Origin of the sequence: Pseudomonas sp. Choline-02u-1 (genome assembly GCF_002836515.1) — a bacterium.
GTDB lineage: Bacteria > Pseudomonadota > Gammaproteobacteria > Pseudomonadales > Pseudomonadaceae > Aquipseudomonas.
Genome location: NZ_PJBC01000066.1, coordinates 40,344 through 65,487, shown reverse-complemented (window position 1 = coordinate 65,487; position 25,144 = coordinate 40,344). Strand labels below are relative to the sequence as shown.

At 60.6% G+C, this 25,144-nt stretch carries 27 protein-coding genes and 1 tRNA gene; 20 read left to right on the top strand and 8 right to left on the bottom strand.

Going from position 1 to position 25,144, the window contains the following annotated elements:
* Positions 1-84 precede the first annotated feature (84 nt).
* Entirely contained in the window at positions 85-723 is a 639-nt protein-coding gene (gene upp / locus CXF97_RS24980; protein ID WP_024014279.1) for a uracil phosphoribosyltransferase, read from the top strand.
* A 2-nt stretch (positions 724-725) separates the two neighbouring features.
* Positions 726-2,000, top strand: coding sequence for a uracil-xanthine permease family protein (locus CXF97_RS24975; RefSeq protein WP_101161919.1), 1,275 nt, complete (start codon positions 726-728; stop codon positions 1,998-2,000).
* Positions 2,001-2,108: 108 nt separating this feature from the next.
* On the opposite strand, the gene hemH is transcribed toward CXF97_RS24975, so the two are convergent.
* A complete protein-coding gene (gene hemH, locus CXF97_RS24970) occupies positions 2,109-3,134 on the bottom strand; it encodes a ferrochelatase (RefSeq protein ID WP_101161918.1) in 1,026 nt (341 codons plus the stop codon).
* A gap of 13 nt (positions 3,135-3,147) precedes the next feature.
* Entirely contained in the window at positions 3,148-4,050 is a 903-nt protein-coding gene (locus tag CXF97_RS24965) for a TIGR01777 family oxidoreductase (RefSeq protein WP_101161917.1), read from the bottom strand.
* Between the two features lie 197 nt (positions 4,051-4,247).
* Between CXF97_RS24965 and CXF97_RS24960 the strand changes: the two genes are divergently transcribed.
* The 12 genes from CXF97_RS24960 (at position 4,248) to CXF97_RS24905 (ending at position 14,286) form a co-directional block, all read left to right on the top strand.
* Positions 4,248-5,234, top strand: a complete 987-nt coding sequence (locus tag CXF97_RS24960) for an NAD(P)/FAD-dependent oxidoreductase (protein WP_101161915.1) — start codon at positions 4,248-4,250, stop codon at positions 5,232-5,234.
* Positions 5,231-5,446, top strand: a complete 216-nt coding sequence (locus CXF97_RS24955) for a TIGR02450 family Trp-rich protein (RefSeq protein ID WP_076564097.1) — start codon at positions 5,231-5,233, stop codon at positions 5,444-5,446. The genes CXF97_RS24960 and CXF97_RS24955 overlap by 4 nt, the downstream gene beginning before the upstream one ends.
* 130 nt (positions 5,447-5,576) lie before the next feature.
* Positions 5,577-6,539: a DUF523 and DUF1722 domain-containing protein gene (locus tag CXF97_RS24950; protein ID WP_101161914.1), complete on the top strand. Its 963-nt coding sequence runs from the start codon at positions 5,577-5,579 to the stop codon at positions 6,537-6,539.
* Positions 6,539-7,480, top strand: coding sequence for a MerR family transcriptional regulator (locus tag CXF97_RS24945; protein WP_101161913.1), 942 nt, complete (start codon positions 6,539-6,541; stop codon positions 7,478-7,480). Before CXF97_RS24950 ends, CXF97_RS24945 begins: the two co-directional genes overlap by 1 nt.
* A gap of 16 nt (positions 7,481-7,496) precedes the next feature.
* Positions 7,497-8,942: a deoxyribodipyrimidine photo-lyase gene (gene phrB / locus CXF97_RS24940; protein WP_101161912.1), complete on the top strand. Its 1,446-nt coding sequence runs from the start codon at positions 7,497-7,499 to the stop codon at positions 8,940-8,942.
* Entirely contained in the window at positions 8,935-9,357 is a 423-nt protein-coding gene (locus CXF97_RS24935; RefSeq protein ID WP_101161910.1) for a nuclear transport factor 2 family protein, read from the top strand. Before phrB ends, CXF97_RS24935 begins: the two co-directional genes overlap by 8 nt.
* Positions 9,354-10,136 (top strand): SDR family oxidoreductase, encoded by a 783-nt coding sequence (locus tag CXF97_RS24930; RefSeq protein ID WP_101161909.1) that lies wholly within the window; start codon positions 9,354-9,356, stop codon positions 10,134-10,136. The genes CXF97_RS24935 and CXF97_RS24930 overlap by 4 nt, the downstream gene beginning before the upstream one ends.
* On the top strand, positions 10,133-11,380 hold the full coding sequence (locus CXF97_RS24925) for an NAD(P)/FAD-dependent oxidoreductase (RefSeq protein ID WP_101161908.1): 1,248 nt from the start codon (positions 10,133-10,135) through the stop codon (positions 11,378-11,380). Before CXF97_RS24930 ends, CXF97_RS24925 begins: the two co-directional genes overlap by 4 nt.
* Positions 11,377-12,192: a DUF1365 domain-containing protein gene (locus CXF97_RS24920; protein WP_101161907.1), complete on the top strand. Its 816-nt coding sequence runs from the start codon at positions 11,377-11,379 to the stop codon at positions 12,190-12,192. The genes CXF97_RS24925 and CXF97_RS24920 overlap by 4 nt, the downstream gene beginning before the upstream one ends.
* Complete coding sequence (locus CXF97_RS24915) at positions 12,179-13,444, top strand: cyclopropane-fatty-acyl-phospholipid synthase family protein (RefSeq protein WP_101161906.1); 1,266 nt, start codon at positions 12,179-12,181, stop codon at positions 13,442-13,444. The genes CXF97_RS24920 and CXF97_RS24915 overlap by 14 nt, the downstream gene beginning before the upstream one ends.
* Positions 13,437-13,928, top strand: a complete 492-nt coding sequence (locus tag CXF97_RS24910; protein ID WP_101161904.1) for a DUF2878 domain-containing protein — start codon at positions 13,437-13,439, stop codon at positions 13,926-13,928. The genes CXF97_RS24915 and CXF97_RS24910 overlap by 8 nt, the downstream gene beginning before the upstream one ends.
* 52 nt (positions 13,929-13,980) lie before the next feature.
* Positions 13,981-14,286 (top strand): YkgJ family cysteine cluster protein, encoded by a 306-nt coding sequence (locus tag CXF97_RS24905; protein WP_101161902.1) that lies wholly within the window; start codon positions 13,981-13,983, stop codon positions 14,284-14,286.
* 136 nt (positions 14,287-14,422) lie between these two features.
* Here CXF97_RS24905 and CXF97_RS24900 read toward each other — a convergent pair whose 3' ends face one another.
* The 6 genes from CXF97_RS24900 to hemA all read right to left on the bottom strand — a co-directional run bounded on the left by CXF97_RS24900 (position 14,423) and on the right by hemA (position 19,781).
* The gene (locus CXF97_RS24900) at positions 14,423-14,941 is read right to left on the bottom strand and encodes an acyloxyacyl hydrolase (protein ID WP_101161901.1); all 519 of its coding nucleotides are present in this window, start codon (positions 14,939-14,941) and stop codon (positions 14,423-14,425) included.
* A 110-nt stretch (positions 14,942-15,051) separates the two neighbouring features.
* Positions 15,052-15,843, bottom strand: coding sequence for a glutamate racemase (gene murI, locus CXF97_RS24895; RefSeq protein WP_101161899.1), 792 nt, complete (start codon positions 15,841-15,843; stop codon positions 15,052-15,054).
* Entirely contained in the window at positions 15,836-16,591 is a 756-nt protein-coding gene (locus CXF97_RS24890) for a molybdopterin-synthase adenylyltransferase MoeB (protein ID WP_101161897.1), read from the bottom strand. Before CXF97_RS24890 ends, murI begins: the two co-directional genes overlap by 8 nt.
* The gene (gene prmC, locus CXF97_RS24885) at positions 16,585-17,415 is read right to left on the bottom strand and encodes a peptide chain release factor N(5)-glutamine methyltransferase (RefSeq protein ID WP_101161896.1); all 831 of its coding nucleotides are present in this window, start codon (positions 17,413-17,415) and stop codon (positions 16,585-16,587) included. Before prmC ends, CXF97_RS24890 begins: the two co-directional genes overlap by 7 nt.
* Positions 17,416-18,498 carry a peptide chain release factor 1 gene (prfA, locus tag CXF97_RS24880; protein WP_101161894.1) on the bottom strand — a complete coding sequence of 361 codons (1,083 nt, stop codon included), beginning with the start codon at positions 18,496-18,498 and terminating at the stop codon, positions 17,416-17,418. It lies immediately after the preceding gene.
* Positions 18,495-19,781, bottom strand: a complete 1,287-nt coding sequence (gene hemA / locus CXF97_RS24875; protein ID WP_016773209.1) for a glutamyl-tRNA reductase — start codon at positions 19,779-19,781, stop codon at positions 18,495-18,497. The genes prfA and hemA overlap by 4 nt, the downstream gene beginning before the upstream one ends.
* Before the next feature lie 182 nt (positions 19,782-19,963).
* Between hemA and CXF97_RS24870 the strand changes: the two genes are divergently transcribed.
* The 6 genes from CXF97_RS24870 to CXF97_RS24845 all read left to right on the top strand — a co-directional run bounded on the left by CXF97_RS24870 (position 19,964) and on the right by CXF97_RS24845 (position 25,007).
* Positions 19,964-21,688 (top strand): tetratricopeptide repeat protein, encoded by a 1,725-nt coding sequence (locus CXF97_RS24870; RefSeq protein ID WP_101161892.1) that lies wholly within the window; start codon positions 19,964-19,966, stop codon positions 21,686-21,688.
* A gap of 3 nt (positions 21,689-21,691) precedes the next feature.
* The gene (gene lolB, locus CXF97_RS24865) at positions 21,692-22,309 is read left to right on the top strand and encodes a lipoprotein insertase outer membrane protein LolB (protein ID WP_101161890.1); all 618 of its coding nucleotides are present in this window, start codon (positions 21,692-21,694) and stop codon (positions 22,307-22,309) included.
* 3 nt (positions 22,310-22,312) lie between these two features.
* Positions 22,313-23,164, top strand: a complete 852-nt coding sequence (gene ispE, locus CXF97_RS24860; protein ID WP_101161888.1) for a 4-(cytidine 5'-diphospho)-2-C-methyl-D-erythritol kinase — start codon at positions 22,313-22,315, stop codon at positions 23,162-23,164.
* Positions 23,165-23,201: 37 nt separating this feature from the next.
* Positions 23,202-23,276, top strand: a tRNA-Gln gene (locus CXF97_RS24855).
* Between the two features lie 45 nt (positions 23,277-23,321).
* Positions 23,322-24,263 carry a ribose-phosphate pyrophosphokinase gene (locus CXF97_RS24850; protein ID WP_003171603.1) on the top strand — a complete coding sequence of 314 codons (942 nt, stop codon included), beginning with the start codon at positions 23,322-23,324 and terminating at the stop codon, positions 24,261-24,263.
* 141 nt (positions 24,264-24,404) lie between these two features.
* The gene (locus CXF97_RS24845) at positions 24,405-25,007 is read left to right on the top strand and encodes a 50S ribosomal protein L25/general stress protein Ctc (RefSeq protein WP_039761263.1); all 603 of its coding nucleotides are present in this window, start codon (positions 24,405-24,407) and stop codon (positions 25,005-25,007) included.
* The last annotated feature ends 137 nt before the right edge of the window (positions 25,008-25,144 follow it).

The window sequence follows — 25,144 nt, the reverse complement described above, 5'->3', positions numbered from 1 at the left end:
CTAACGTACTGTATGTCCTATAGGACATCACCCTCGGATAGATTAATCTAGGCCGGTTTTTTTGCCCGCCGCCGGAGTTTTTCCATGCCCATTCTCGAGATCCGCCATCCGCTGATCCGCCATAAACTCGGCCTGATGCGCCGCGCTGACATCAGCACCAAGAATTTCCGCGAGCTCGCTCAGGAAGTCGGCGCCCTGTTGACCTATGAAGCTACAAAAGATTTGCCGCTCGAATCCTACGACATTGCCGGCTGGTGCGGCACTGTGTCGGTGGAGAAGATCGCCGGCAAGAAAATCACCGTTGTACCGATCCTGCGTGCCGGCATCGGCATGCTCGAAGGCGTGCTCAGCCTGATTCCGGGTGCCAAGGTTTCTGCTGTGGGCGTTGCCCGCAACGAAGAAACCCTGCAAGCGCACACCTACCTTGAAAAACTGGTACCGGAAATCGACGAACGCCTGGCGATGATCATCGACCCGATGCTCGCCACCGGCAGTTCCATGGTTGCGACCATCGACCTGCTGAAAAAGGCCGGTTGCCGCGACATCCGCGCCATGGTCCTGGTGGCCGCGCCGGAAGGCATTGCTGCCGTAGAACAGGCGCACCCGGATGTGACCATCTATACCGCGTCCATCGATGAACGTCTGAACGAGCACGGCTACATCATCCCTGGGCTTGGCGACGCCGGTGACAAGATCTTCGGCACCAAGCAGAAGGACGCGTAACCATGCAGCAAGAGTTCAACGATCCGCTCTGGCGCACGGTGCTGTCCGGCGCGCAGATGCTGTTCGTGGCTTTCGGCGCGTTGGTGCTGATGCCACTGATCACGGGCCTGGACCCGAACGTGGCACTGTTCACCGCGGGTCTGGGGACGATCCTGTTCCAGATCGTCACCGGGCGGCAGGTGCCGGTCTTCCTGGCGTCGAGCTTCGCCTTCATCACACCGATCATTCTCGCCAAAGGCCAATTCGGCCTCGCCGCGACCATGGGCGGGGTGATGGCGGCCGGTTTCGTCTACACCTTCCTCGGCCTTGCCGTGAAGATCAAAGGCACCGGTTTCATTGACCGATTACTGCCTCCGGTGGTGATCGGTCCGGTGATCATTTCCATCGGCCTGGCCATGGCGCCGATTGCCGCCAACATGGCAATGGGCAAAGCCGGGGACGGCACCGAGCTGATTCATTATCAGACGGCGATGATGATTTCGATGCCGGCGCTGCTGACCACGCTGATCGTGGCGGTGTTCGGCAAAGGCATCTTCCGTCTGGTGCCGATCATCTCCGGCGTGCTGGTCGGTTTTGGTATGGCGTTCTATTTCGGCGTTGTTGATACCGCGAAGATTGCTGCAGCGCCATGGTTTGCGATCCCGCATTTCACTGCGCCGGAGTTCAACTGGCAGGCGATTCTGTTCATCGTTCCGGTGGCGCTGGCTCCGGCCATCGAGCATATCGGTGGTGTGATTGCTGTGGGTAGCGTGACCGGTCGCGATTATCTGAAGAAGCCGGGCCTGCATCGCACCCTGCTCGGTGACGGCATCGCCACCACCGCCGCTGGCCTGTTCGGAGGTCCGCCCAATACCACCTACGCCGAAGTGACCGGCGCGGTGATGCTGACCAAGAACTACAACCCGAAAATCATGACCTGGGCGGCGATCTTTGCCATCAGTCTGGCGTTCATCGGCAAGTTCGGCGCCCTGCTGCAGAGCATTCCGGTGCCGGTGATGGGCGGGATTCTGTGCCTGTTGTTCGGTTCGATTGCGGCGGTGGGCATGAACACCCTGATCCGCCACAAGATCGACCTGGGCGAAGCGCGCAATCTGGTGATTGTTTCGGTGACGCTGGTGTTCGGTATCGGCGGCGTGCTGGTCGGCACCGGCACCGGCCCGGACGACTTCGGCCTCAAAGGCATCGCGCTGTGCGCGGTGGTGGCGATTGCGCTGAACCTGATCCTGCCGGGCAATGATGGCTGGAAGCAGAAGAAGGCGGATGAGCCGCTGATCTAACCCTTGCAGATCTTCAGCGCCTGACAGTCAGCCTTCGCGAGCAAGCCCGCTCCCACATTTAATCGCATTTGAATGTGGGAGCGGGCTTGCTCGCGAAGCTTTTGACTGTCAGAGGGCCAGCGGCGCTCGTTCGCAGAGGGTCGCCAAGGCCTTGGCCCATTGCGCGTCGTCGTTCAGACACGGCACCAGCACCAACTCCTCGCCCCCCGCTTCGCGGAACTGTTCCTTGCCGCGATCGCCGATCTCTTCCAGCGTCTCGATGCAATCGGCGACGAACGCCGGGCACATCACCAGAATCTTTTTCACCCCGCTTTTTGCCAGCTCATCCAGCCGCGCTTCGGTGTACGGTTCGATCCACTTCGCCCGGCCCAGGCGTGACTGAAACGACACCGACCATTGGCCGTCCGGCAAGCCCATTGTTTGGGCGAAGGCGGCGGCGGTACGGAAACACTGCGCGCGATAGCAAGTCGCCAACACCGCCGGCGAGGCGGTCTGGCAGCAATCGGCGCCCTTGAGGCAGTGCTTGCCGCTCGGATCGAGCTTGGTCAGGTGCCGCTCCGGCAAGCCGTGAAAGCTCAGCAGCAAATGGTCGTAATCCTGCTGCAGATGAGGGCGCGCGCTGGCGGCCAGTGCTTCGATGTATTCCGGCTGATCGTAGAACGGTTGCAGGATCGACAACTGCACGTCGAGTTTCTTCTCGCGCAACACGCGCCGCGCTTCTTCGATCACAGTGGTGGTGGTGCTGTCGGCAAACTGCGGATACAGCGGCGCCAAAGTGATCTTCTTGTGCCCGGCCTTCACCAGCCGCAGCAGGCAGGTTTCGATCGACGGCTCGCCATAACGCATCGCCAGATCCACCGGGCCGTGTTTCCACGTCCGGGTCATCTGTTCCTGCAGCCGGCGGCTGAGCACCACCAGCGGCGAGCCCTCCTCCCACCAGATCGAGGCGTAGGCATGCGCCGATTGCTCGGGGCGCTTGATCAGGATCAACGACACCAGCAGCCGCCGCAGCGGCCATGGCAGGTCGATCACGTACGGGTCCATCAGAAATTGATTGAGGTAGCTGCGCACATCGGCCACCGAGGTGGAGGCCGGAGAGCCCAGGTTGACCAGAAGCAAAGCGTGATCGGTCATGCAACGTCCTATTTCAGAGGCGGCTGGAGAGATCATCCAGAGCCGCGCGTAAATCCGTAAAGCGGAAAGCGAACCCCGCTTCCAGCAAGCGTGCCGGCGTGGCGCGCTGGCCGCCGAGCAGTAACAGTGACAGCTCGCCGAGCATGACTTTCAGCGCCAGGGTCGGCATCGGCATGAACGCTGGGCGGTGCAATACGCTGCCCAGGGTCTTGGCAAATTCGCGGTTGCGCACAGGTTTCGGCGCGCAGGCATTATATGGACCGCTCGCCTGATTGCGGTGCAGAAGAAAATCAATCAGGGCGATTTGATCGTCGATGTGAATCCACGGCATCCACTGCCGGCCACTGCCTAACGGCCCGCCCAGCCCGAGCTTGAACGGCAGCAACAGCCGCGATAAAAAGCCGCCCTCGGCCGACAGCACCAGACCGGTTCGCACCAGCACCACGCGGATGCCAAGGTTTTCGGCACGCAACGCGGTTTCTTCCCAGGCGATGCACAACTGGCTGGCGAAGTCGTCGATGCCGGGCGGCGACTCCTCTGTCAGCTCGCGCTCGCCACCGTCGCCGTACCAGCCGATCGCCGAGCCGGAAATCAGCAGCGACGGTTTCTGCACGCGGGTCTCCAGCCACGCCAGCAAGGTTTCGGTCAGCGTGATGCGACTGCTCCACAGCAACGCCTTGCGCCGATGGGTCCAGGGGCGATCGGCAATCGGCGCGCCGGCAAGATTGATGATCGCATCCAGCGGCTCTTCGCCGAGGTCTTCCAGGCGCGCAATCCCGCGCACTTGGGCGCCGCAGATCTGCGCGACTTTTTCTGCGCGGCGACTCCACACCGTCAGGCAATGGCCCTGTTGCAGCCAGTGCCGGCAGAGCTGACGTCCGATCAAACCAGTACCGCCGGTCAGCAATATGTGCATGACATCTTCCTCGCGTGGCATTTAACCCGGATCACTAGTCTATTTTTATAAACAGGGATCTTTTCCTTCGGGCGGGCTCTATTGTTTAACCATAGGCCAAGCTAACGAAACGAGAATGGCAGAAGTTATACCAAAAAACATAATTGTACAGGTTTCATCGACGGCGTAGTCTGTACAGAAAGGTAAACGAGGCCCCTATGACTGTACCTATCGCAATCATCGGCACCGGCATCGCCGGGCTCTCCGCCGCCCAGGCTCTGACAGAGACCGGGCATACCGTTCAACTGTTCGATAAAAGCCGTGGCAGCGGCGGGCGCATGTCGAGCAAGCGCAGCGACGCTGGCTCGCTGGACATGGGCGCTCAATACTTTACCGCGCGCGACCGGCGCTTCGTCACCGAGGTGCAGCGCTGGCAGAGCCAGGGCTGGGCCGCCGAGTGGACGCCGCAGCTGTACACCTTCCAGGGCGGGCAACTGAACATGTCGCCGGACGAGCAGACCCGCTGGGTCGGCACGCCGCGCATGAGCGCCATCACCCGTGGCCTGCTCGATGGCCTGGACGTGCAGTTTGCCTGCCGCATCACCGAGGTCTACCGGGGTGAAGAACACTGGCACTTGCAGGACGCCGACGGCGGGACACACGGCCCCTTCAGCCATGTGGTGATCGCCACGCCGGCACCGCAAGCCACCGCGCTGCTCGCCGCCGCGCCGAAACTCGCCGGCGTTGCTGCCGGGGTGAAGATGGAGCCGACCTGGGCCGTCGCCCTCGCCTTCGAGTCCCCACTCGACACGCCGATCGAAGGTTGCTTTGTGCAGGACAGCCCCCTCGACTGGCTGGCGCGCAACCGCAGCAAACCCGGGCGCGAGACCACGCTCGACACGTGGGTGCTGCATGCAACCAGCGCCTGGAGCCGGCAGCACATCGACTTGCCCAAGGAAGCAGTGATCGAGCATCTGCACGGCGCCTTCGCCGAGCTGCTGCACAGCGCCATGCCTGCGCCAACCTTCAGCCTCGCCCACCGCTGGCTCTACGCCCGCCCTGCCATTGGCCATGAATGGACGACGCTGGCGGACGTCGATCTGGGCCTTTACGCGTGCGGCGACTGGTGCCTGTCCGGCCGAGTTGAAGGCGCCTGGCTCAGCGGGCAGGAGGCTGCACGTCGCTTGCACGAACACCTGCAATGAATCGCATCAATCCGCGCAAATTGCTGCTGTCGAAGTGGACAGCAGCCCACCCGCAAAACCGCGAAAAACATTTTCTGGTCACCGAACTGATCCGCGACGAGGAAGGTACGGTGCTGGAGGTCGAGTTGCAGGCGGTACTCACCCAGCGCAGCGAGCGGCTGGATTGGCAGGTGCTCAAAGATAGCGAGCACTGGTTACTCGGCTGGAAGTAGATTTCTGCCCAAAGATTAGGCGCCGCACAAAAAACTTATACAAATCATTTGACTTGTACATCCATCGATCTATGCTGAGGAAAAGTTGTACAGAGATAACTCTCTGTACAGGTATAGATTCGAGGTGCTCATGTCTACTGCTTCCCTGTCCAAGCCGAAGATCGCCATCAGCGCCTGCCTGTTGGGCGAAGAAGTGCGCTACAACGGTGGGCACAAGGAATCGCGGCTATGCAGCCGTACCCTCGCGGAATATTTTGACTTCGTCCCGCTCTGCCCTGAGGTCGCCATCGGCATGGGCATTCCGCGCGAGCCGATTCGGCTGGTAGGCGACCCGCAGCAACCCGAGGCCGTCGGCACCGTCGACCGCACCATCAATGTCACCAGGCCACTGGCCGAGTACGGTGAGAAAATGGCCGGCGAGCAGCAGGATCTTTCCGGCTACATTTTCATGCAGCAATCGCCCTCCTGCGGGCTGGAACGGGTCAAGGTCTATCACGCCAACGGCGCCCCGGTGAACGGTGGCGGGCGTGGCATCTATGCGCAGGCATTCTGTGCCCAACATCCTGACTTGCCGGTGGAAGAAGCCGGGCGCCTCAACGATCCGGTGCTGCGGGAAAACTTCATTACCCGCGTGCTCGCCTACAGCGCCTGGCAGCAAGTGCTCGCTAAGGGCCTGAGCCGCCGCGCCCTTACCGAATTCCACTCGCGCTACAAATACCTGCTGATGGCGCACAACCCGCTGCAGTACAAAACCCTGGGCAAACTGCTCGGCAACATGGCCGACAGCGATCCTGCCGAACTTGGTCCGCGCTACTTCAGCGAACTGATGGCCGCACTGAAGAAATGCGCCACCCGCGGCACCCATTGCAACGTGCTGCTGCACCTCAGCGGATATTTGAAACAATCGCTGAGTGCCGAAGACAAACAGGAAATGCAGCAAGTCATCGGGCAGTACCGCCAAGGCATCGTGCCGCTGGTGGTGCCGTTGACGCTGCTCAAACACCACTTCCGACTCCATCCGGACCCGTACATCGCGCAGCAGGTTTACCTGCAGCCGCATCCGGAAAACCTCAGTCTGCGAAACGCGATCTAATGAACGATAAAACCGACAGCAGCGCCCGGGAAGACCTCGGCGCCGACTTCAAGAAAGCCCTCGACGAAGGCTGGTTGCCGATCCGCGAAGTCGCGCGGCAGACCGGCGTCAACGCCATCACCCTGCGCGCATGGGAACGTCGCTACGGGTTGGTGGTGCCCCAGCGCACGCCCAAGGGCCATCGACTGTATAGCGCTGAACATGTGCAGCGGATCATGGCCATCCTTACCTGGCTCAATCGTGGCGTGGCGGTCAGCCAGGTCAAGCCGCTGCTCGACGCGCCGCAGGCCTTCACCGAAACCGTGGAAAACGATTGGCAGCGTCTGCGTCAGACTTTGCTGTCGGCGGTGACCGCGCTGAATGAGCGCACGCTGGACGACAGCGTCAATCAGGCCATCGCTCTCTACCCGCCACGGACCTTGTGCGAGCAGTTGCTGATGCCGCTGCTGGCCGAGCTCGAACAGCGTTGGCAGGGGCAGTTCGGCGCGCAGATGGAGCGGACGTTTTTTTTCTCCTGGCTGCGCAGCAAGTTCGGTGCACGCATCTACCACAACAACCGCCAACTGCATTCGGCGCCGCTGCTGTTGATCAATCATTCCGACCTGCCGCTGGAGCCGCATCTGTGGCTATGCGCGTGGCTGATCAGCAGCGCCGATTGCCCGGTGCAAGTGTTCGACTGGCCGCTGCCGGTCGGCGAGCTGGCGCTGACTGTCGAGCATCTGCAAGCCCGTGGCGTGCTGCTGTATTCGAGCAAAGCCATGCAACTGGCGCAGCTGCCCAAGCTGTTGGCGAACGTCAATTGCCCGACGTTGATTGCTGGCCCCACGGTACATATCCACCACAGCGAGCTGTCGGCACGCACCTCTCAAACCGCCGATCTGTTCCTGGCTGAAGATCCGCTTGCGGCACACCAGGCGCTGCTCGAGCGCGGATTGATCTGATGATGGGTTTAATCACATGCAACTGATCTGGCTGCGCAGCGACTTGCGCCAACATGACAACACTGCCCTCGCGGCCGCTGCAGCGCGCGGCCCGACCGTGGCGGTGTATATGTTGAGTCCGCAGCAGTGGCTGGAACACGACGATGCGCCGTGCAAAGTGGATTTCTGGCTGCGCAACTTGCGCGAATTGAGGCAAAGCCTCGGCGCGCTGAACATTCCACTGTTGATTCGCAGCGCGCCGCACTGGGATCAGGCGCCGGCAGAATTGCTCAAGCTGTGCCGGCAATTGAAGATCGAGGCGGTGCACGTCAATGAGGAATACGGCGTCCACGAAAGCCGCCGCGATGAAGCTGTGGCCGAAACGTTGCAGGCCGAGGGCATCGAATTCCACAGTTACCTGGACCAGTTGCTGTTCAAACCCGGGACGGTGCTAACCAAGACCGGCACTTATTTCCAGGTGTTCAGTCAGTTCCGCAAGGTCTGCTACGAACGCCTGCACCGCTCGATACCGGCATTGATCAAAGCACCGGGCAAACAGGCCGCGCTGGATATCGAAAGTGACGCAATTCCCGAGGCGGTCAAAGGCTTCGCTACGCCGAGCGAATCCCTGCGCAGCATGTGGCCTGCGGGTGAGCAAGAGGCGCGGCGTCGCCTCGATACCTTCACCGACGCGCAGATCGACTACTACCGCAGCGAGCGCGACTTTCCGGCCAAACCCGGCACCAGCCAACTGTCGGCGTACCTCGCCGCCGGGGTGATCTCGCCACGCCAATGCCTGCACGCCGCGCTGCAAAGCAATCAGGGCGAATTCGAAAGCGGCAAGGTCGGCGCGGTGACCTGGATCAACGAGTTGCTGTGGCGCGAATTCTACAAACACATTCTGGTCGGCTATCCACGCGTCTCGCGGCATCGCGCCTTCCGCCCGGAAACCGAAGCGCTGGCCTGGCGCGATGCGCCGGAGGAACTCAAGGCCTGGCAAGAGGCACGCACCGGTCTGCCGATCATCGACGCGGCGATGCGCCAATTGCTCGAAACCGGTTGGATGCACAATCGCTTGCGCATGGTCGTGGCGATGTTCCTGACCAAGAACCTGCTGATCGACTGGCGCGAGGGCGAACGCTTTTTCATGCGCCACCTGATCGATGGCGACCTGGCGGCCAACAACGGCGGCTGGCAGTGGAGTTCATCGACCGGCACCGACTCGGCGCCGTACTTCCGTATTTTCAACCCGCTGAGCCAGTCGGAAAAATTCGACGCCGAGGGTGTGTTCATCAAGCACTGGTTACCGGAACTGGCCGGCCTCAACAAGAAAGAAGTACACAATCCGGCGAGCGCCGGTGGACTGTTCGGTGGGGCGGATTATCCGGCGCCGATCGTCAACCTCAGCGCCTCACGCGAGCGAGCGCTGACGGCGTTCAAGAACCTGCCGTCGCGCCAGCCTGTCGGCGGCAGCGATGAGTGAATTCCTGCGCAGCTTCGCCCGCGAATTTGCCGGGTTGAACAAAGACAACCTCCATCGCCTCGGCGAGTTGTACAGCGACGATATTCATTTCACCGATCCGCTGCATGAAGTTCAGGGCCTGGCGCAACTGCGCGATTACTTCAATGAGCTGTACGCCAACGTCAGCGATCTGCGTTTCGATTTTCATGGTTTCGATCAGATCGGCGAAGGCGAAGGCTACCTGCGCTGGGTCATGAGTTACCGCCATCCGCGCCTGGCCAAGGGTCGGGAAATCCGCGTCAGCGGGTGCTCGCACCTGCTATGGCGCGACAAGGTTTATCGCCATCGGGATTATTTCGATGCCGGGGCGCTACTGTATGAACACCTGCCAATATTGGGCCCGGTGATTGCCTGGCTGAAAAGGAGAATGGGATGAGTCGTACACCTCCACGCCGATATTGGTTGACCGGCGCCAGCAGCGGCATCGGTGCAGCATTGTGTGAACACATTCTGAAAAGCGGCGCGCATCTGGCGGTCAGCTCGCGCTCGGCCGCGCCGCTGAAAGTCTTGTCCCAGCGTTATCCGGGACAGGTGCTGGTAGTGCCCGGCGACCTGACCAACAGTCAGACCGTGCGTGAAATCGGTGAGCAGATCACCGAGGCCTGGGGCTCGCTGGACAGTGTGATTCTCAACGCCGGCACCTGTGAATATGTCGACGCGCGTCAGTTCGATGCGTCGATCATCGAGCACGTGGTGCGCACCAATCTGTTCGCCAGCAGCTACTGCATCGAAGCCGCTCTGCCGCTGTTGCGCAAGGGCACCGCGCCGCATCTGGTCGGCATGGCCAGCTCGGTGACTTACCTGCCGCTGCCACGGGCCGAAGCCTATGGCGCATCGAAGGCCGGGCTGCGTTACCTGTTCGAATCGCTGCGTATCGATCTGGCGGACGAAGGCATTGAAGTGACGATCATCAGCCCGGGTTTTGTCGAAACGCCGCTGACCGAGAAGAACGATTTCCCGATGCCGCTGAGCTGGCCTGTGGATAAAGCCGCGCGGCACATCTACGCCAAACTCAAGGATCGTCCGCTGGAAATCGCTTTCCCGGCGCTGTTCATGGCCGCGCTGTGGCCGCTGTCGAAACTGCCGGCCCGCGCGCAACTGGCGATCGGCAAACGCATGGTGCGCAAAGACCCTCCGCAGCAGGACCCGATATGAAAATCGCCGTGATTGGCAGCGGTATCGCCGGCCTGACCTGCGCCTACCTGCTGAACCGCCGCCACGACATCACCGTCTTCGAGGCGAGTGACTGGATCGGCGGGCATACCCACACCGTGCCGGTCACCGTGGCCGGGCAATCGTTCGCCATCGACACCGGTTTCATCGTGTTCAACGACTGGACGTACCCGAACTTCATTCGCTTGCTCAACCAGCTCGGCGTGGCGTTCAAGCCGACCGAAATGAGCTTTTCGGTAACCGACCCGGACACCGGCGTCGAGTACAACGGCAATAACCTCAACAGCCTGTTCGCCCAGCGCAGCAATCTGTTGTCGCCGGGGTTCTGGGGCATGCTGCGCGACATTCTGCGCTTCAACAAAGAAGCCCAGCGCGACCTGCTGGAACTGCGCATCGCCGCCGACACCACCCTCGACGATTACCTCAAGGCTGGCGGCTACGGCGAGCGCTTTATCCTGCATTACATCGTGCCGATGGGCGCGGCGATCTGGTCGATGCCGATGGCCGAAATGCTCAATTTCCCGCTGCAGTTTTTCCTGCGCTTTTTCAAGAATCATGGCCTGCTGTCGGTCAGTGATCGGCCGCAGTGGCAGGTTATTGATGGCGGTTCAAGTGCCTACGTCGCGCCGCTGACCGCGTCATTCAGCGAGAGGATTCGCCTGAACTGCCCGGTCAAAAGCGTCGAGCGCAACCAGCACGGCGTGATTATCCACAGCCCGGCCGGCCTCGAACATTTCGACAAGGTCGTGTTCGCCTGTCACAGCGATCAGGCTCTGAAGTTACTGGCCAACCCGAGCGACGCCGAGCGTTCGATCCTCGGCGCCCTGCTCTACGCCGACAACGACGTGGTGCTGCACACCGACACGCGCCTGCTGCCAACGCGCAAACTCGCCTGGGCCAGTTGGAACTATCGCCTCGGCGGCGCCGGCCATACCCGCGCGGCAGTCACCTACAACATGAATATCCTGCAAGGCATCGAAAGCGAAACGACGTTCTGCGTCAGCCTCAACCAGACCGCCGGCATCAGCCCGGACAAAGTGCTGGCCCGCTATACCTACGCTCACCCGCAATACACCCTGGACGCCGCAGCAGCGCAAAACCGTTGGGGCGAACTCGACGGTGAGCAGCACACCCATTATTGCGGCGCCTACTGGGCCAACGGTTTTCATGAGGATGGCGTGGTCAGCGGTTTACGCGTCGCCGCTGCATTCGGTGAAACCCTGTGAACAGCGCCCTCTACAGCGGCCTCATCGGCCATCGACGTTTTGCGCCGCGCCGCCATGAATTCCGCTATCGCATTGGCCTGCTCTATCTCGATCTGAGCGAACAGGACGCCGTGCTGGCCCTGTCGCCATTAGCAGGGCGCAGCCGTTTTGCGCCGTTCTCGTTTCGCGAAACCGATTACCTGAAAGCCTTCACCGGCCAGGGCATGCGCCTGATCGACGCCGTGCGCCAACAGGTCGGCGCGGCCATTGGTCATGAGCCACAAGGCGCGGTGTACCTGCTGACTCAGCCGCGCAGTTGGGGGCTGTCGTTCAATCCGGTGAGCTTCTTCTATTGCCACGAAGCCGACGGGCAACTGGCGGCGATCGTTTGTGAAGTGACCAATACGCCGTGGCGCGAGCGTTATCACTATGTGCTGCCGGCGCAGGCGCCGACCAGTCTGCAGGACTTTCATCAGCATTTCGCCGTGGCCAAGGCATTTCACGTCTCGCCGTTTCTGCCCCGCGACCTCGAATACCGCATGAGCTTCAGCCCGGCCGCGCAGACCCTTGGCGTGCACATGGCCGACTGGCAAGGCAGCGCCAAACTGTTCGACGCCACGCTCAATCTGCGCCGCGAATCCCTCGATCGTCGCAGCCTGCACCGCTATCTGCGGCGCTTCCCGTGGATGACTGCAAAAACCGCTTTGGCGATCTACTGGCAAGCGCTGCGACTGCTGTGCAAGCGCGCGCCGATTTTCGCTCATCAGGCTGCCGACGGCAGCTTTCAAACCGCCACTGTGCCTCCGAAGGAGCCGCACCATGAAATCCTCTAGCCTGCCGCTCAGTCGCTTGAGCACCAACGGTTTGACCGGCTCGCTGCTGCGCCGTGGCGTGTTACGCCAATTGGCCAAGCTCAAACACGGACAATTGATGGTCGTCGAGAATGGCGAACACATGCTCTTCGGCACCCCGGGCAGCGCCCTGCTCGGCGAAGTCCATGTGCTTGATCCGGCGCTGTGGGGCATGGTCGCCAGCAACGGCTCGATCGGCGCGGGCGAAGCATTCATCCACGGCTATTGGAGTTCGCCGGACCTGACGGCTGTGGTGCGCGTGTTCGTCAGCAATCTGGATGTGCTCGATGCCATGGAGGGCGGCCTGGCGCGTCTCGGCCGGCCGTTCGTGCAAGGCCTGCACTGGCTCAACCGCAACACGCGCAAGGGCTCGCAGAAAAATATTTCGGCGCATTACGACCTCGGCAATGAACTGTTCGAACAGTTTCTCGACCCGACCATGATGTATTCCGCCGCCCAGTTCCTCTCTACAAGCGACACGCTGGAACAGGCGCAACTGAACAAACTCGAGCGCATCTGTCAGAAACTCGCGCTCAAGCCCAGCGATCACCTGCTGGAAATCGGCACCGGTTGGGGCAGCATGGCGCTCTACGCGGCGCAGCATTACGGCTGCCGCGTGACCACCACGACCCTGTCGAAAGAGCAGTTCGCGTTCACCGCCAAGCGCATCGAACAACTCGGCCTGCAGGATCGCGTCACCCTGCTGCTCAAGGACTATCGCGACCTCAGCGGCGAGTACGACAAACTGGTGTCGATCGAGATGATCGAAGCGGTCGGCCATCGGTTCCTGCCGACCTATTTCAAGCAATGCGCGCAGTTGCTCAAGAGCAATGGCCTGATGCTGCTCCAGGCGATCACCATTCGCGAGCAACGCTACGAACAGGCCAAGCGCAGCGTCGACTTTATCCAGCGCTACATTTTCCCCGGAGGCGCGCTGCCCTCGGTGCACAAGATGCTCGATGTGGTCAGCCGCGAGACCGACATGAACCTGTTGCACATGGAAGATTTCGGCCTGCACTACGCCAAGACACTGCGCCTGTGGCACGAGAACTTTCGCCTCGCCCACGGTCGCTTGAGTGAACTGGGCTACGACGATTATTTCCTGCGGCTGTGGGAATTTTATCTGTGTTACTGCGAAGGCGGATTCCTCGAGCGCACCATCGGCACCGCGCAATTGCTGCTGGCCAAACCGGCGGCGATGACCGCGCCGCTACTCGGTCGCTTCGATGCGTGAGCGAATCGCCAATGCCGTGCTGTTTCAGCTCGGCTGGCTGGCTTGCGTGCTCGGCGGCAACAGCTTTTGGCTAACGCTGGCACTGGCCGCGCTGGTGATTCATCTGCGCTGGATCAGCAGTTGGGCGGCGGAAGGTCGTTTGATTCTGTGCCTGGTGATTGTCGGCACGACGGTCGACAGCGTTTTGCGTTACCTCGGCGTGTTCCGCTTTGAAGAGGCGGCGCCGTTGATTCCGTTGTGGCTGATGCTGCTCTGGGCGCTGCTCGCCACTACATTGCGCCACTGCCTGGCCTGGAGCGCACGGCCGTGGTGGCTGGCCAGCGGACTTGGCGCGGTGGGCGGCGCGTTGTCGTACTACGGCGGCGGGCAACTGGCCGGCGTGCAATTTCCCTACGGCGAAATGCAGACGCTGATCGTGATCGGCGTGCTCTGGGCGGGGCTGTTTCCGCTGTTGCACTTGATGGCGCGACGTCTGGCGCCATGAGCGTCCGTCAGCGCTCTCACACCCACAGCGATCACTGCCTTACACTGCGGCCATGAAAACCATCCCCCACACCCAAATTGCCGAACCGGCAGTCACCTGTTCGACCTGCGCGGCGTGCTGCTGCCAACTCGAAGTCATGCTGATCACCGACACCGGCGTGCCTGATCGCTTTATCGATACCGATGAATGGGGCGGCGAAGTGATGCTGCGTCTGGACGACGGCTGGTGCGCCGCGCTGGATCGCGACAGCATGATGTGCACGATTTATGAACGTCGCCCGCTGATCTGCCGCGAGTTCGAAATGGGCGCGCCGGAGTGCATCGAGGAGCGCCGGGGCATATCTACCGTCTACCGCTGATTTTCGAACACCACAAAAAACAACTGTGGGAGCGGGCTTGCTCGCGAATGCGGTGGGTCAGCGCCTTATGTGCTAACTGATACACCGCATTCGCGAGCAAGCCCGCTCCCACAATGGGATTGCGCGTAGCGACTGATTACAGCGGCATTGTGTAATGCAGCGCGTAGCTTTCTACACCGTCGTTGTCGCTGGACAGGCCGGCGTTGGAATAGTGCGTGGCGCGGATGCCGACTTCGTGGCCGCCGTTGAAGCGCAGGCCGAAACCGATGCGGTCTTCGAACTGGAAGGAGCCGCCCAGCTTGTTGCTTTCGTATTCGGTGTTGGAGAAAAACGCCGCGCCGATACCCGCTTCAATGTACGGTTTGACCGACTGGCCGGCAAACTCGTAAACAAATACAGGCGAGAACGACACGCTGTTGTTGCTGGAAGTCTTGTCACCTTCCCAATACGTGTAGGCACCGCTCCAGTAGCCGGTCAGGCGACCCACGTCACTCTGCAGCCAGCTCTTGTCCCAGTCGAAATTCATGCCCAAGCGATACGTCATAGTCGAATCGCTGGTACCGCCGACAGCGAATTCAACGCCAGCGGCTTGTGCAGAAATGCTTTGCCCCATTAGTGCGGCCGCAATCGCGGCCAAGCAGAATAGTCGCTTCACTTTGAAACTTCCTTTTCCGGAACGATCGTTTGGTTTTTAGTGCTGCTGTCGCTATAGAAATCTGCGCTTGGTCAGAAGTTCAGCTTATTTCGAGTTATTTCACATTTTTTTTACAAGTCGAAGTTTTGCACATTCGACGGAATCTGGCCCAGCAAGGGTAGGATTTTTCTGAGCGATTGCGGATCGCCGCTGGTCCAGAACTTCACGGGCAGGTTCATACCTTGCGCCAGCAGATCACGTTCGGCGAGCAGCCGATGCAGCTGCCGGGCCACGGCGGCTCCGGTATCGATCAGGCTGACATCATCGGCGATCATCGATCTTAGAAGCGGCTTGAGGAAAGGATAATGTGTGCAACCCAGGATGATCGTATCGCAGCCGTGAGCCAGTATAGGCGTGACGTAACCCTGCAATAAAGTCCGCAGCTCGGGGCTGTGCAGGTCGCCACTTTCAATCAGCTCGACCAGTCCCGGGCAGGGCTGGGTAATGACTTTTACGTCTGCGGCAAAACGATCCAGCAACGCGGCAAACTTTGCGCTCTGCAACGTGCCCGTCGTTGCAAGCACGCCGACAACGCCACTTCGGGTGGCTGCTGCGGCCGGTTTGACCGCCGGTTCCATGCCGACAATCGGCCAGTCGGGATAGTCGCGACGCAGATCGGCCACACCAGCCACGGTCGCGGTATTACACGCCAGCACCAAAGCCTTGGCACCCTGCTCACGAAAAAACCCGGCCATCACGCTGCAACGCTGGCGGATGAATTCCGGGGTTTTCTCGCCGTAAGGAATGTGCCCGCAATCGGCGACGTAGAGCAGCGATTCGTGGGGCAACAAATGCTGAATTTCAGCGAGAACCGACAAGCCGCCGACCCCGGAATCGAACACGCCAATCGGCGCTTCACGCATGGCGCGCGCCACACACGCTGCAGCCCGGATCGCGCTTGACCCGCAACTCACGGAAGCGCGAACTCAAGGCATCGATCAGCAATAGACGCCCCACCAGCGGTTCGCCAAAGCCGACCAGCACTTTCAGAGCCTCCAGTGCCTGCAGGCTGCCGACCAGCCCGACCAGCGGCCCGACCACGCCAGCCTCGCTGCAGGTCAGTTCGGCTTCGCTGCCGTGTCCGTACAGGCAGTGGTAGCAAGGGCTTTCGGCACGCCGTGGATCGAACACCGACAACTGCCCTTCCAGACGAATCGCCGCGCCACTGACCAGTGGCTTGCACGCGGCAACACAAGCGGCGTTTACCGCCTCGCGCGTGGAAAAGTTGTCCGAACAATCGAGCACCAGATCCACCGCCGCCACCGCTGCGGCGAGGGAACCCTCGTCCAGCGCCTGGCGATGGGCGACCAGTTGAATCTCGGGATTGATCGCGCCCAGGCGCTTGAGCGCCGAGTCGACCTTGGACATGCCGACACTGTCGGTGTCGTGAATGATCTGCCGTTGCAGGTTGGTCAGATCGACCGTGTCGAAATCCGCCAGATGCAATTCGCCGACACCCGCCGCCGCCAGATACAACGCCACCGGCGCGCCGAGCCCGCCGAGGCCGACGATCAGCACACGGCTGGCCTTGAGCTTCAGCTGCCCGTCGATGTCGATGTGTTGCAGCAGAATCTGCCGGCTGTAGCGCAGCAATTCCTGATCATTCAGCACGGCAGGCGCCCCAGACTGATGCGTTGATGGCCGCCCAGATCGGTGCGGCTGTGGACCTCTTCAAAGCCATGGGTGAGCAGCAGATCACGCACGGCTTCGGCCTGATCATAGCCATGTTCGAGCATCAGCCAGCCACCAGCCTCCAGATGACCCGGAGCTTGCGTAACAATCAGACGCAGATCATCGAGGCCGTCTTCACCGGCAACCAAAGCACTGGCCGGCTCGAAACGCACATCGCCCTCGACCAGATGCGGATCGGCGGCGGCAATGTACGGCGGGTTGCTGATGATCAGATGGAAGCGCTGGCCTTCAAGAGCGCTGAACCAATGGCTGCTCAGCACAACGGCGTTGTTCAGGTGCAGACGCTGGCGATTGCGTTCGGCCAGGGCCACGGCTTCGAGGACACGATCCACGGCGGTGACTTTCCACGCCGGGCGTTCGCTGGCCAGGGCCAGAGCAATCGCGCCGCTGCCGGTCCCCAGATCGAGAACCCTGGCCGGGGTGGCCGGCAGCAGTTCCAGCGCTGCTTCCACCAGCAATTCGGTGTCGGGCCGCGGGATCAGCGTGTGTGGCGCGACTTCCAGATCGAGTTTCCAGAAGCCCTGCTGGCCGAGAATATAAGCCACCGGTTCACCGCTACGTCGCCGTTGCAAATACTCGGCAAAGGTCAGCGCGGCTTCGCTCGGGACGATGCGCTCGGGCCAGGTGTGCAAAAAACTGCGCGATTTGCCCAGCGCCGCAGCGAGAAGCAATTCGGCGTCCAGACGCGCTGTCGGCGAATCCGGCAGTTCGGCGGCGCGCAGCAGGCTGGCGATGATGGTCATTTATTCACCTATCGCTGCGAGTTGGTCAGCCTGGTACTCGGCCAGCAAAGGCTCGATCACGGCGTCGACGCCACCGGCAAGAATTTCGTCAAGCGAATACAGCGTCAGGTTGACGCGATGGTCGGTGACCCGGCCCTGAGCGTAGTTGTAGGTGCGGATGCGCTCGGAGCGATCGCCGGAACCGACCAGCAATTTACGCTCACTGGCAATCGCGTTGGCCGCCGCTGCGTTCTGCTGATCGTTGAGCTTGGCCGACAGCCACGCCATCGCCCGGGCGCGGTTCTTGTGCTGGGAACGCTCTTCCTGACACTCGACGACGGTGCCGGTCGGTATGTGGGTGATGCGGATCGCCGAGTCGGTGGTGTTGACGTGCTGACCACCGGCCCCGGAGGAACGGTAAGTGTCGACACGCAAATCCGCCGGGTTGATCTCGATGGCTTCGCGCTCGTCCGGCTCGGGCAACACCGCCACGGTGCAGGCCGACGTGTGGATCCGGCCTTGGGATTCGGTGGCGGGTACACGCTGGACGCGGTGTGCACCGGACTCGAATTTCAGCTTGCCGTAAACGTTGTCGCCTTCGATGCGGGCGATGACTTCTTTATAGCCACCGTGTTCGCCTTCGTTTTCCGAGAGGATTTCGACGCGCCAGCCACGCCGCTCGGCGTAACGCGAGTACATGCGAAACAGATCGCCGGAGAAGATCGCCGCCTCGTCGCCACCGGTGCCGGCGCGGATTTCGAGGAAGACGTTGCGCCCGTCGTTCGGATCCTTGGGCAGCAGCATGCGCTGCAGGTCGGATTCCAGAGTACTCAGCAACTCCTTGGCTTCGCGGACTTCTTCCACGGCCATTTCGCGCATGTCCGGGTCGTTGTCCTTGAGCAGCGCCTGCGCGCCTTCAAGATCGCTTTGTACGCCGAGCAGTTTTTTATAGGCGGCCACTACCGGCTCGAGCTCGGCGTATTCCTTGGAATAAGCGCGGAATTTGGCCTGATCGGCAATGACCTCGCCGTCGCCGAGCAGCGCGGTCAGTTCCTCGAAACGGTCCTGGAGAATGTCCAGCTTGTTGAGCAGTGACGCTTTCATTGCGGTTTTTTATCCGAAAAACTATCCGGTGAGCCCTCAAGGGCAAAGAGTTCCTGGGCCATGGCCAGCGCATCGAGGCGGCCTTCGGCAGACAGCTTTTTCAACTGCACGCTGGGCGCATGCAAGAGTTTGTTGGTCAGGCCCCGGGCCAATTGCCCGAGCACGTCTTCGGCGTTGCCGCCGTTGGCCAGCAGCCGCAGGGCCTTCTGCAATTCCTCGTCACGCAAACGTTCGCTCTGTTGACGATAGGCCTTGAGCACATCCACCGCCGCCAGTTCGCGCAGGCGCACCATGAAATCGTCGGCGCCGACCGAGACCATTTCTTCCGCCGCTTGCGCAGCGCCCTGGCGGCTCTTGAGGTTCTCGGCGACCACTTCGTGTAGATCGTCGACGCTATACAGGTAAACGTCGTCGAGTTCGCCGACTTCCGGTTCGATATCCCGCGGTACAGCGATGTCGACCATGAAGATCGGCTTGTGCTTGCGCAGCTTCAGCGCACTTTCCACCGCGCCCTTGCCGAGGATCGGCAACTGGCTGGCGGTCGAACTGATGACGATATCGCTGCGCACCAGCTCCGCCGGAATGTCCGAGAGCAGCACGGCATGGGCCCCGAACTGCTCGGCCAACTGGCTGGCGCGCTCCAGCGTACGGTTGGCGACGACGATGCGCTTGACTCCCAACTCGTGCAAATGGCGCGCGACCAGAGTGATGGTCTCGCCAGCACCGATCAGCAGCGCCTGGCTGCGTTGCAGGTCGCTGAATATCTGCTTGGCCAGGCTCACCGCAGCGAACGCCACCGACACCGGGTTCTCGCCAATCGCAGTATCGGTGCGCACCTGCTTGGCGGCATTGAAAGTCGCCTGAAACAGCCGCCCCAGCAGCGGGCCGATGGTGCCGGCCTCGCGGGCCACGGCGTAGGCTGATTTCATCTGGCCGAGAATCTGCGGCTCGCCCAGCACCAGCGAGTCGAGCCCGGAGGCCACACGCATCATGTGACGAACGGCCGCATCGTCTTCGTGCACATAGGCACTGGCGCGCAGCTCGTCCAGGCTCAGATGGTGATAATCGGCCAGCCAGCGCAGCACGACATCGGCCGAGAGCTGATCCTGTTCTATATAAAGCTCACTGCGATTGCAGGTGGAGAGGATCGCGGCTTCGCGGCTGTCAGTCAGTCGGCAGAGCTGCTGCAAGGCCTCCACCAGCTGCTCAGGGGTAAAGGCCACGCGCTCGCGGACGTCTACTGAAGCAGTCTTGTGGTTAATACCGAGTGCAAGGAAGGCCATTCAAGGTCGCTGGTGGTGACGTGAAGCCGGCAATTGTCCTACTTCGAAAGATTCAGAACAACTACCGCTGACTATTGTCCCAATCGTCAGCCCCTATAATGGCCACAATTGAGTCTCGGTTATGTTTGGCCGAAGGCTTGTGTCATGATGATCCGACCGCAGGTTAGTCGTCCTCTTCCTATATGAATAGATCTTCCGCGTTGCTCCTCGCTTTTGTCTTCCTCAGCGGCTGCCAGGCCATGGCGCCCGTTGCGCCGGACGGCACCCCACCGGTCGAAGACACCACGCCCGCACCTGAAAAGCCCAAGGTTTACGGCTCGTTCAGCGAGGAAACCGTGTTCAGCCTGCTGAGCGCCGAACTCGCCGGCCAGCGCAATCGTTTCGACATTGCCCTGGACAATTACGTGACCCAGGCCATCAACACCCAGGATCCGGGCGTCTCCGAGCGGGCTTTCCGCATCGCCGAATATCTGGGCGCCGATCAACCGGCCCTCGACACCGCGCTGATCTGGGCGCGCAATGCCCCGGACGATCTCGAAGCGCAACGCGCCGCTGCCGTGCAGCTGGCCCGCGCCGGGCGCTACGACGACTCCATGGTCTACATGGAAAAGGTCCTGCAGGGCAAGGGCGACACTCATTTCGATTTCCTCGCGCTGTCGGCCGCCGACACCGATCAGGAAACCCGCAACGGTCTGATGAAAAGTTTCGACCGTTTGCTGCAGCGTCATCCGAACAACAATCAGCTGATTTTCGGCAAGGCCCTGCTGTTGCAGCAGGACGGCGACAATCAGGGTGCGCTGACTCTGCTCGAAGACAATCCCCCGGAAGACGGCGAGATCGCACCGATTTTGCTGCGCGCACGCCTGCTTCAGCTGCTCAACCGTGGCGACGAAGCACTGCCGCTGCTGCAAAAAAGCATCAGGAAGTATCCGGAAGACAAACGCCTGCGCTTGACCTATGCGCGCATGCTGGTCGAACAGGACCGCATGGACGATGCCAAGGTCGAATTCTCCACCCTCGTTCAGCAATACCCGGAAGACGACGAACTGCGTTACTCGCTGGCGTTGGTGTGCCTGGAAGCCAAGGCGTGGGATGAAGCCAAGGGTTATCTGGAAGACCTGATCGCTCGCGAAAGCCATGTCGATTCGGCGCATCTGAACCTCGGCCGGATTGCCGAAGAGCGCAACGATCCACAAGGCGCGCTCATCGAATACGCCCAGGTTGGCCCGGGCAATGACTATCTGCCGGCACAGTTGCGTCAGGCCGATATCCTGATGAGCAACGGCAAGACCGCCGAAGCGCAGAGCAAGCTGGCCGCCGAGCGTGACGAGCAACCGGATTACGCGATCCAGTTGTATCTGATCGAATCGGAAAGCCTGTCGGCCAACAAACAGGACGACAAGGCCTGGAAGGTTCTGCAACAAGCGCTGCAGAAATACCCGGACGATCTCAATCTGCTTTACACCCGCGCCATGCTCGCGGAAAAACGCAATGACCTGGCGCAAATGGAGAAAGACCTGCGTCTGATCATCAAGCGCGACCCGGACAACGCCATGGCGCTGAATGCGCTGGGCTACACCTTGTCCGACCGCACCACCCGTTACGCTGAAGCGAAGACGCTGATCGAGCAGGCGCACCAGATCAATCCGGAAGACCCGGCGGTTCTCGACAGCCTCGGCTGGGTGAACTACCGCCTGGGCAATCTGGATGACGCGGAGAAATATCTGCGTCAGGCGCTCGAGCGCTTCCCTGACCACGAAGTCGCCGCACACCTGGGCGAAGTCCTGTGGGCCAAGGGCAATCAACGCGAAGCCAAACAAGTGTGGGGCAAGTTCCTCAAGGATCAGCCCGACAGCACCATTCTGCGCAGCACCATCAAGCGCCTGACCGGATCCGAGACTCTTTAACCCATGTTTTTGCGCCACGTTATCGTTTTCAGCTTCATCGCCCTGCTCGCCGGCTGCTCGGGTTTCGGTACTCGCGAATCAGTTGAAGGCCACGGCAGCCCGGCCCAGTGGGCGGCAAACAAACAGCAACTGACCGGCCTCGATGGTTGGCAGATCGACGGCAAGATCGGCATCCGCGCACCGAAGGATTCCGGCAGCGGCACGTTGTTCTGGCTGCAGCGGCAGGACTATTACGACATTCGCCTGTCCGGCCCGCTGGGTCGTGGCGCGGCACGCCTGACCGGGCGTCCGGGCAAGGTGTCGCTGGAAGTTGCCAATCAGGGCCGCTACGAATCGCAATCGCCTGAATCCTTGCTCGAAGAGCAGCTGGGCTGGAAATTGCCGGTATCGAATCTGGCCTGGTGGGTTCGTGGCCTGCCGGCTCCGGAAAGCAAAAGCCGCCTGAACCTGGACGCCGACAGCCGTCTGGCCAGCCTTGAGCAGGACGGCTGGAAAGTCGAATACACCGCCTACACCGAACAGAATGGTTATTGGCTGCCCGAGCGCATCAAGCTGCACGGCACCGACTTCGACGTGACGCTGGTGATCAAAACCTGGCAACCGCGCAAGTTGGGGCAATAACGCATGACCGCTGCACGCCTCACCCTGCCCTCGCCAGCAAAACTCAACTTGATGCTGCACATTCTCGGTCGCCGTGAAGACGGCTATCACGAATTGCAGACGCTGTTTCAGTTCCTCGATTACGGCGATGAAATCACCTTCGCCGTGCGCGATGACGGCGTGATCCAACTGCACACGGAGTTCGCCGGCGTGCCCCATGACAGCAACCTGATCGTGCGCGCGGCGAAGATGTTGCAGCAACAGTCCGGTAGCTCACTCGGCATCGACATCTGGATCGACAAAGTGCTGCCCATGGGCGGCGGCATCGGCGGCGGCAGCTCAAACGCGGCGACGACCTTGCTCGGCCTCAACCATTTGTGGCAACTGGGCTGGGATGAAGATCGTCTGGCGGCACTGGGCTTGTCACTGGGTGCCGATGTACCGGTTTTCGTCCGTGGCCACGCGGCGTTTGCCGAGGGCGTCGGCGAAAAACTGACCCCGGTCGAACCCGAGGAACCTTGGTATCTGGTGCTCGTGCCGCAAGTTGCTGTTAGTACGGCAGAAATTTTTTCCGATCCTTTGTTGACACGTAACACACCGCCCATTAAAGTGCGCCCCGTTCCCGAGGGAAACAGTCGAAATGACTGCTTGCCGGTGGTAGCAAGGCGTTATCCAGAGGTACGTAACGCATTGGATTTGTTAGGTAAATTTACCGAAGCAAAGCTCACCGGAACTGGAAGTTGTGTGTTTGGGGGCTTCCCAAGCAAAGCTGAAGCTGATAAAGTCTCGGCCCTTCTGACAGAGACCCTTACAGGGTTTGTAGCGAAAGGAAGCAACGTTTCGATGTTGCATCGCAAGCTGCAAAGTCTGCTCTAAAGGAATCAAGTGCCCGGCACTTGAAAGCAACAGATACAGGGGCGTCGCCAAGCGGTAAGGCAGCAGGTTTTGATCCTGCCATGCGTTGGTTCGAATCCAGCCGCCCCTGCCATTTTCTCTACTCATCCAGGTTACCCTCAGCCTCTAGGTACTGCGCGTGTCCAAGATGATGGTCTTTACGGGGAATGCCAACCCCGATCTGGCTCGGCGTGTCGTACGTCAGCTGCATATCCCTCTCGGTGACATCTCTGTCGGCAAGTTTTCCGACGGCGAAATCACAGCCGAGATCAATGAAAACGTTCGCGGTAAAGACGTCTTCATTATTCAGCCGACCTGCGCTCCGACCAACGATAACCTGATGGAACTGGTAGTGATGGCTGATGCCTTCCGCCGCTCCTCGGCTACTCGTATCACTGCTGTTATTCCTTATTTTGGTTATGCCCGTCAGGATCGCCGTCCGCGTTCCGCACGTGTGGCTATCAGCGCGAAAGTCGTCGCTGACATGCTTACCGTAGTCGGCATCGACCGTGTTCTCACGGTTGATCTGCATGCTGACCAGATTCAGGGCTTCTTCGATATTCCGGTAGATAACATCTACGGCTCCCCGGTTCTGGTGGATGACATTGAAGATCAGCGCTTCGAAAACCTGATGATTGTGTCCCCGGACATTGGCGGCGTCGTGCGTGCACGGGCTGTTGCCAAGTCGCTGGGCGTCGATCTCGGGATCATCGACAAACGCCGTGAGAAAGCCAATCACTCTGAAGTGATGCATATCATCGGTGATGTCGAAGGGCGTACCTGTATTCTCGTCGATGACATGGTCGATACCGCCGGCACCCTGTGCCACGCGGCGAAGGCCCTGAAAGAGCATGGCGCAGCCAAGGTCTTTGCCTACTGCACACACCCTGTGCTGTCGGGCCGGGCCATCGAGAATATCGAAAATTCCGTGCTGGACGAGCTGGTGGTCACTAACACCATCCCGCTGTCCGCTGCAGCACAAGCCTGTGCACGTATCCGCCAACTGGATATCGCACCGGTTGTTGCCGAAGCGGTTCGCCGCATCAGCAATGAAGAATCGATCAGCGCGATGTTCCGTTAAGGGCCCTGCCCTTCACGAAATGTCTCGTTGACGAAAAGCGCCCCGCCCCGGCATTCCTGTCGGGGCGGGGCTTTTTTGCCCATACCGTGTTCGGCGCTGGTCGCAAACGCCACTCGGTCATGGCTATTTTGGAGATACAAAATGAACGATTTTACTCTGAATGCTGAAGTGCGTTCCGACCTGGGGAAAGGTGCGAGCCGCCGCCTGCGTCGTCTCGCAAGCCTGGTTCCAGCTGTAGTTTACGGTGGCGACAAAGCCCCTGAATCCATCAGCATGCTGGCCAAAGAAGTTGCCAAACTGCTCGAAAACGAAGCGGCTTACAGCCACATCATCGAGCTGAACGTTGGTGGCACCAAGCAGAACGTCATCATCAAGGCTCTGCAGCGTCACCCGGCCAAAGGCCACGTGATGCACGCTGACTTCGTACGCGTTGTTGCCGGCCAGAAACTGACCGCCATCGTGCCTGTACACTTTGTTGGCGAAGAAGCTCCAGTCAAGAAAGGCGGCGAAGTTTCGCACGTTGTTGCCGAGATCGAAGTTTCCTGCCTGCCAAAAGATCTGCCTGAGTTCATCGAAGTCGACCTGTCGAAAGCAGAAATCGGCACCATCATTCACCTGTCGGACCTCAAAGCTCCTAAAGGTGTTGAGTTCGTTGCTCTGGCACACGGCGATGACAAGGCTGTTGCCAACGTCCACGCTCCACGTGTTGCTGCAGAACCTACCGAAGAAGGCGCAGCAGAGTAATTCACTCTGTATAGCCTGAGTGAGCAAGTAACATCGCGGACTGGAACGTAGCGAGAAAGCGGGCGAAAACGCGGAGTTTACATCCATGGTAAATGAGCACTTTTCGTCCACTTTCGCCGCTGTCACAGATTGCGGCG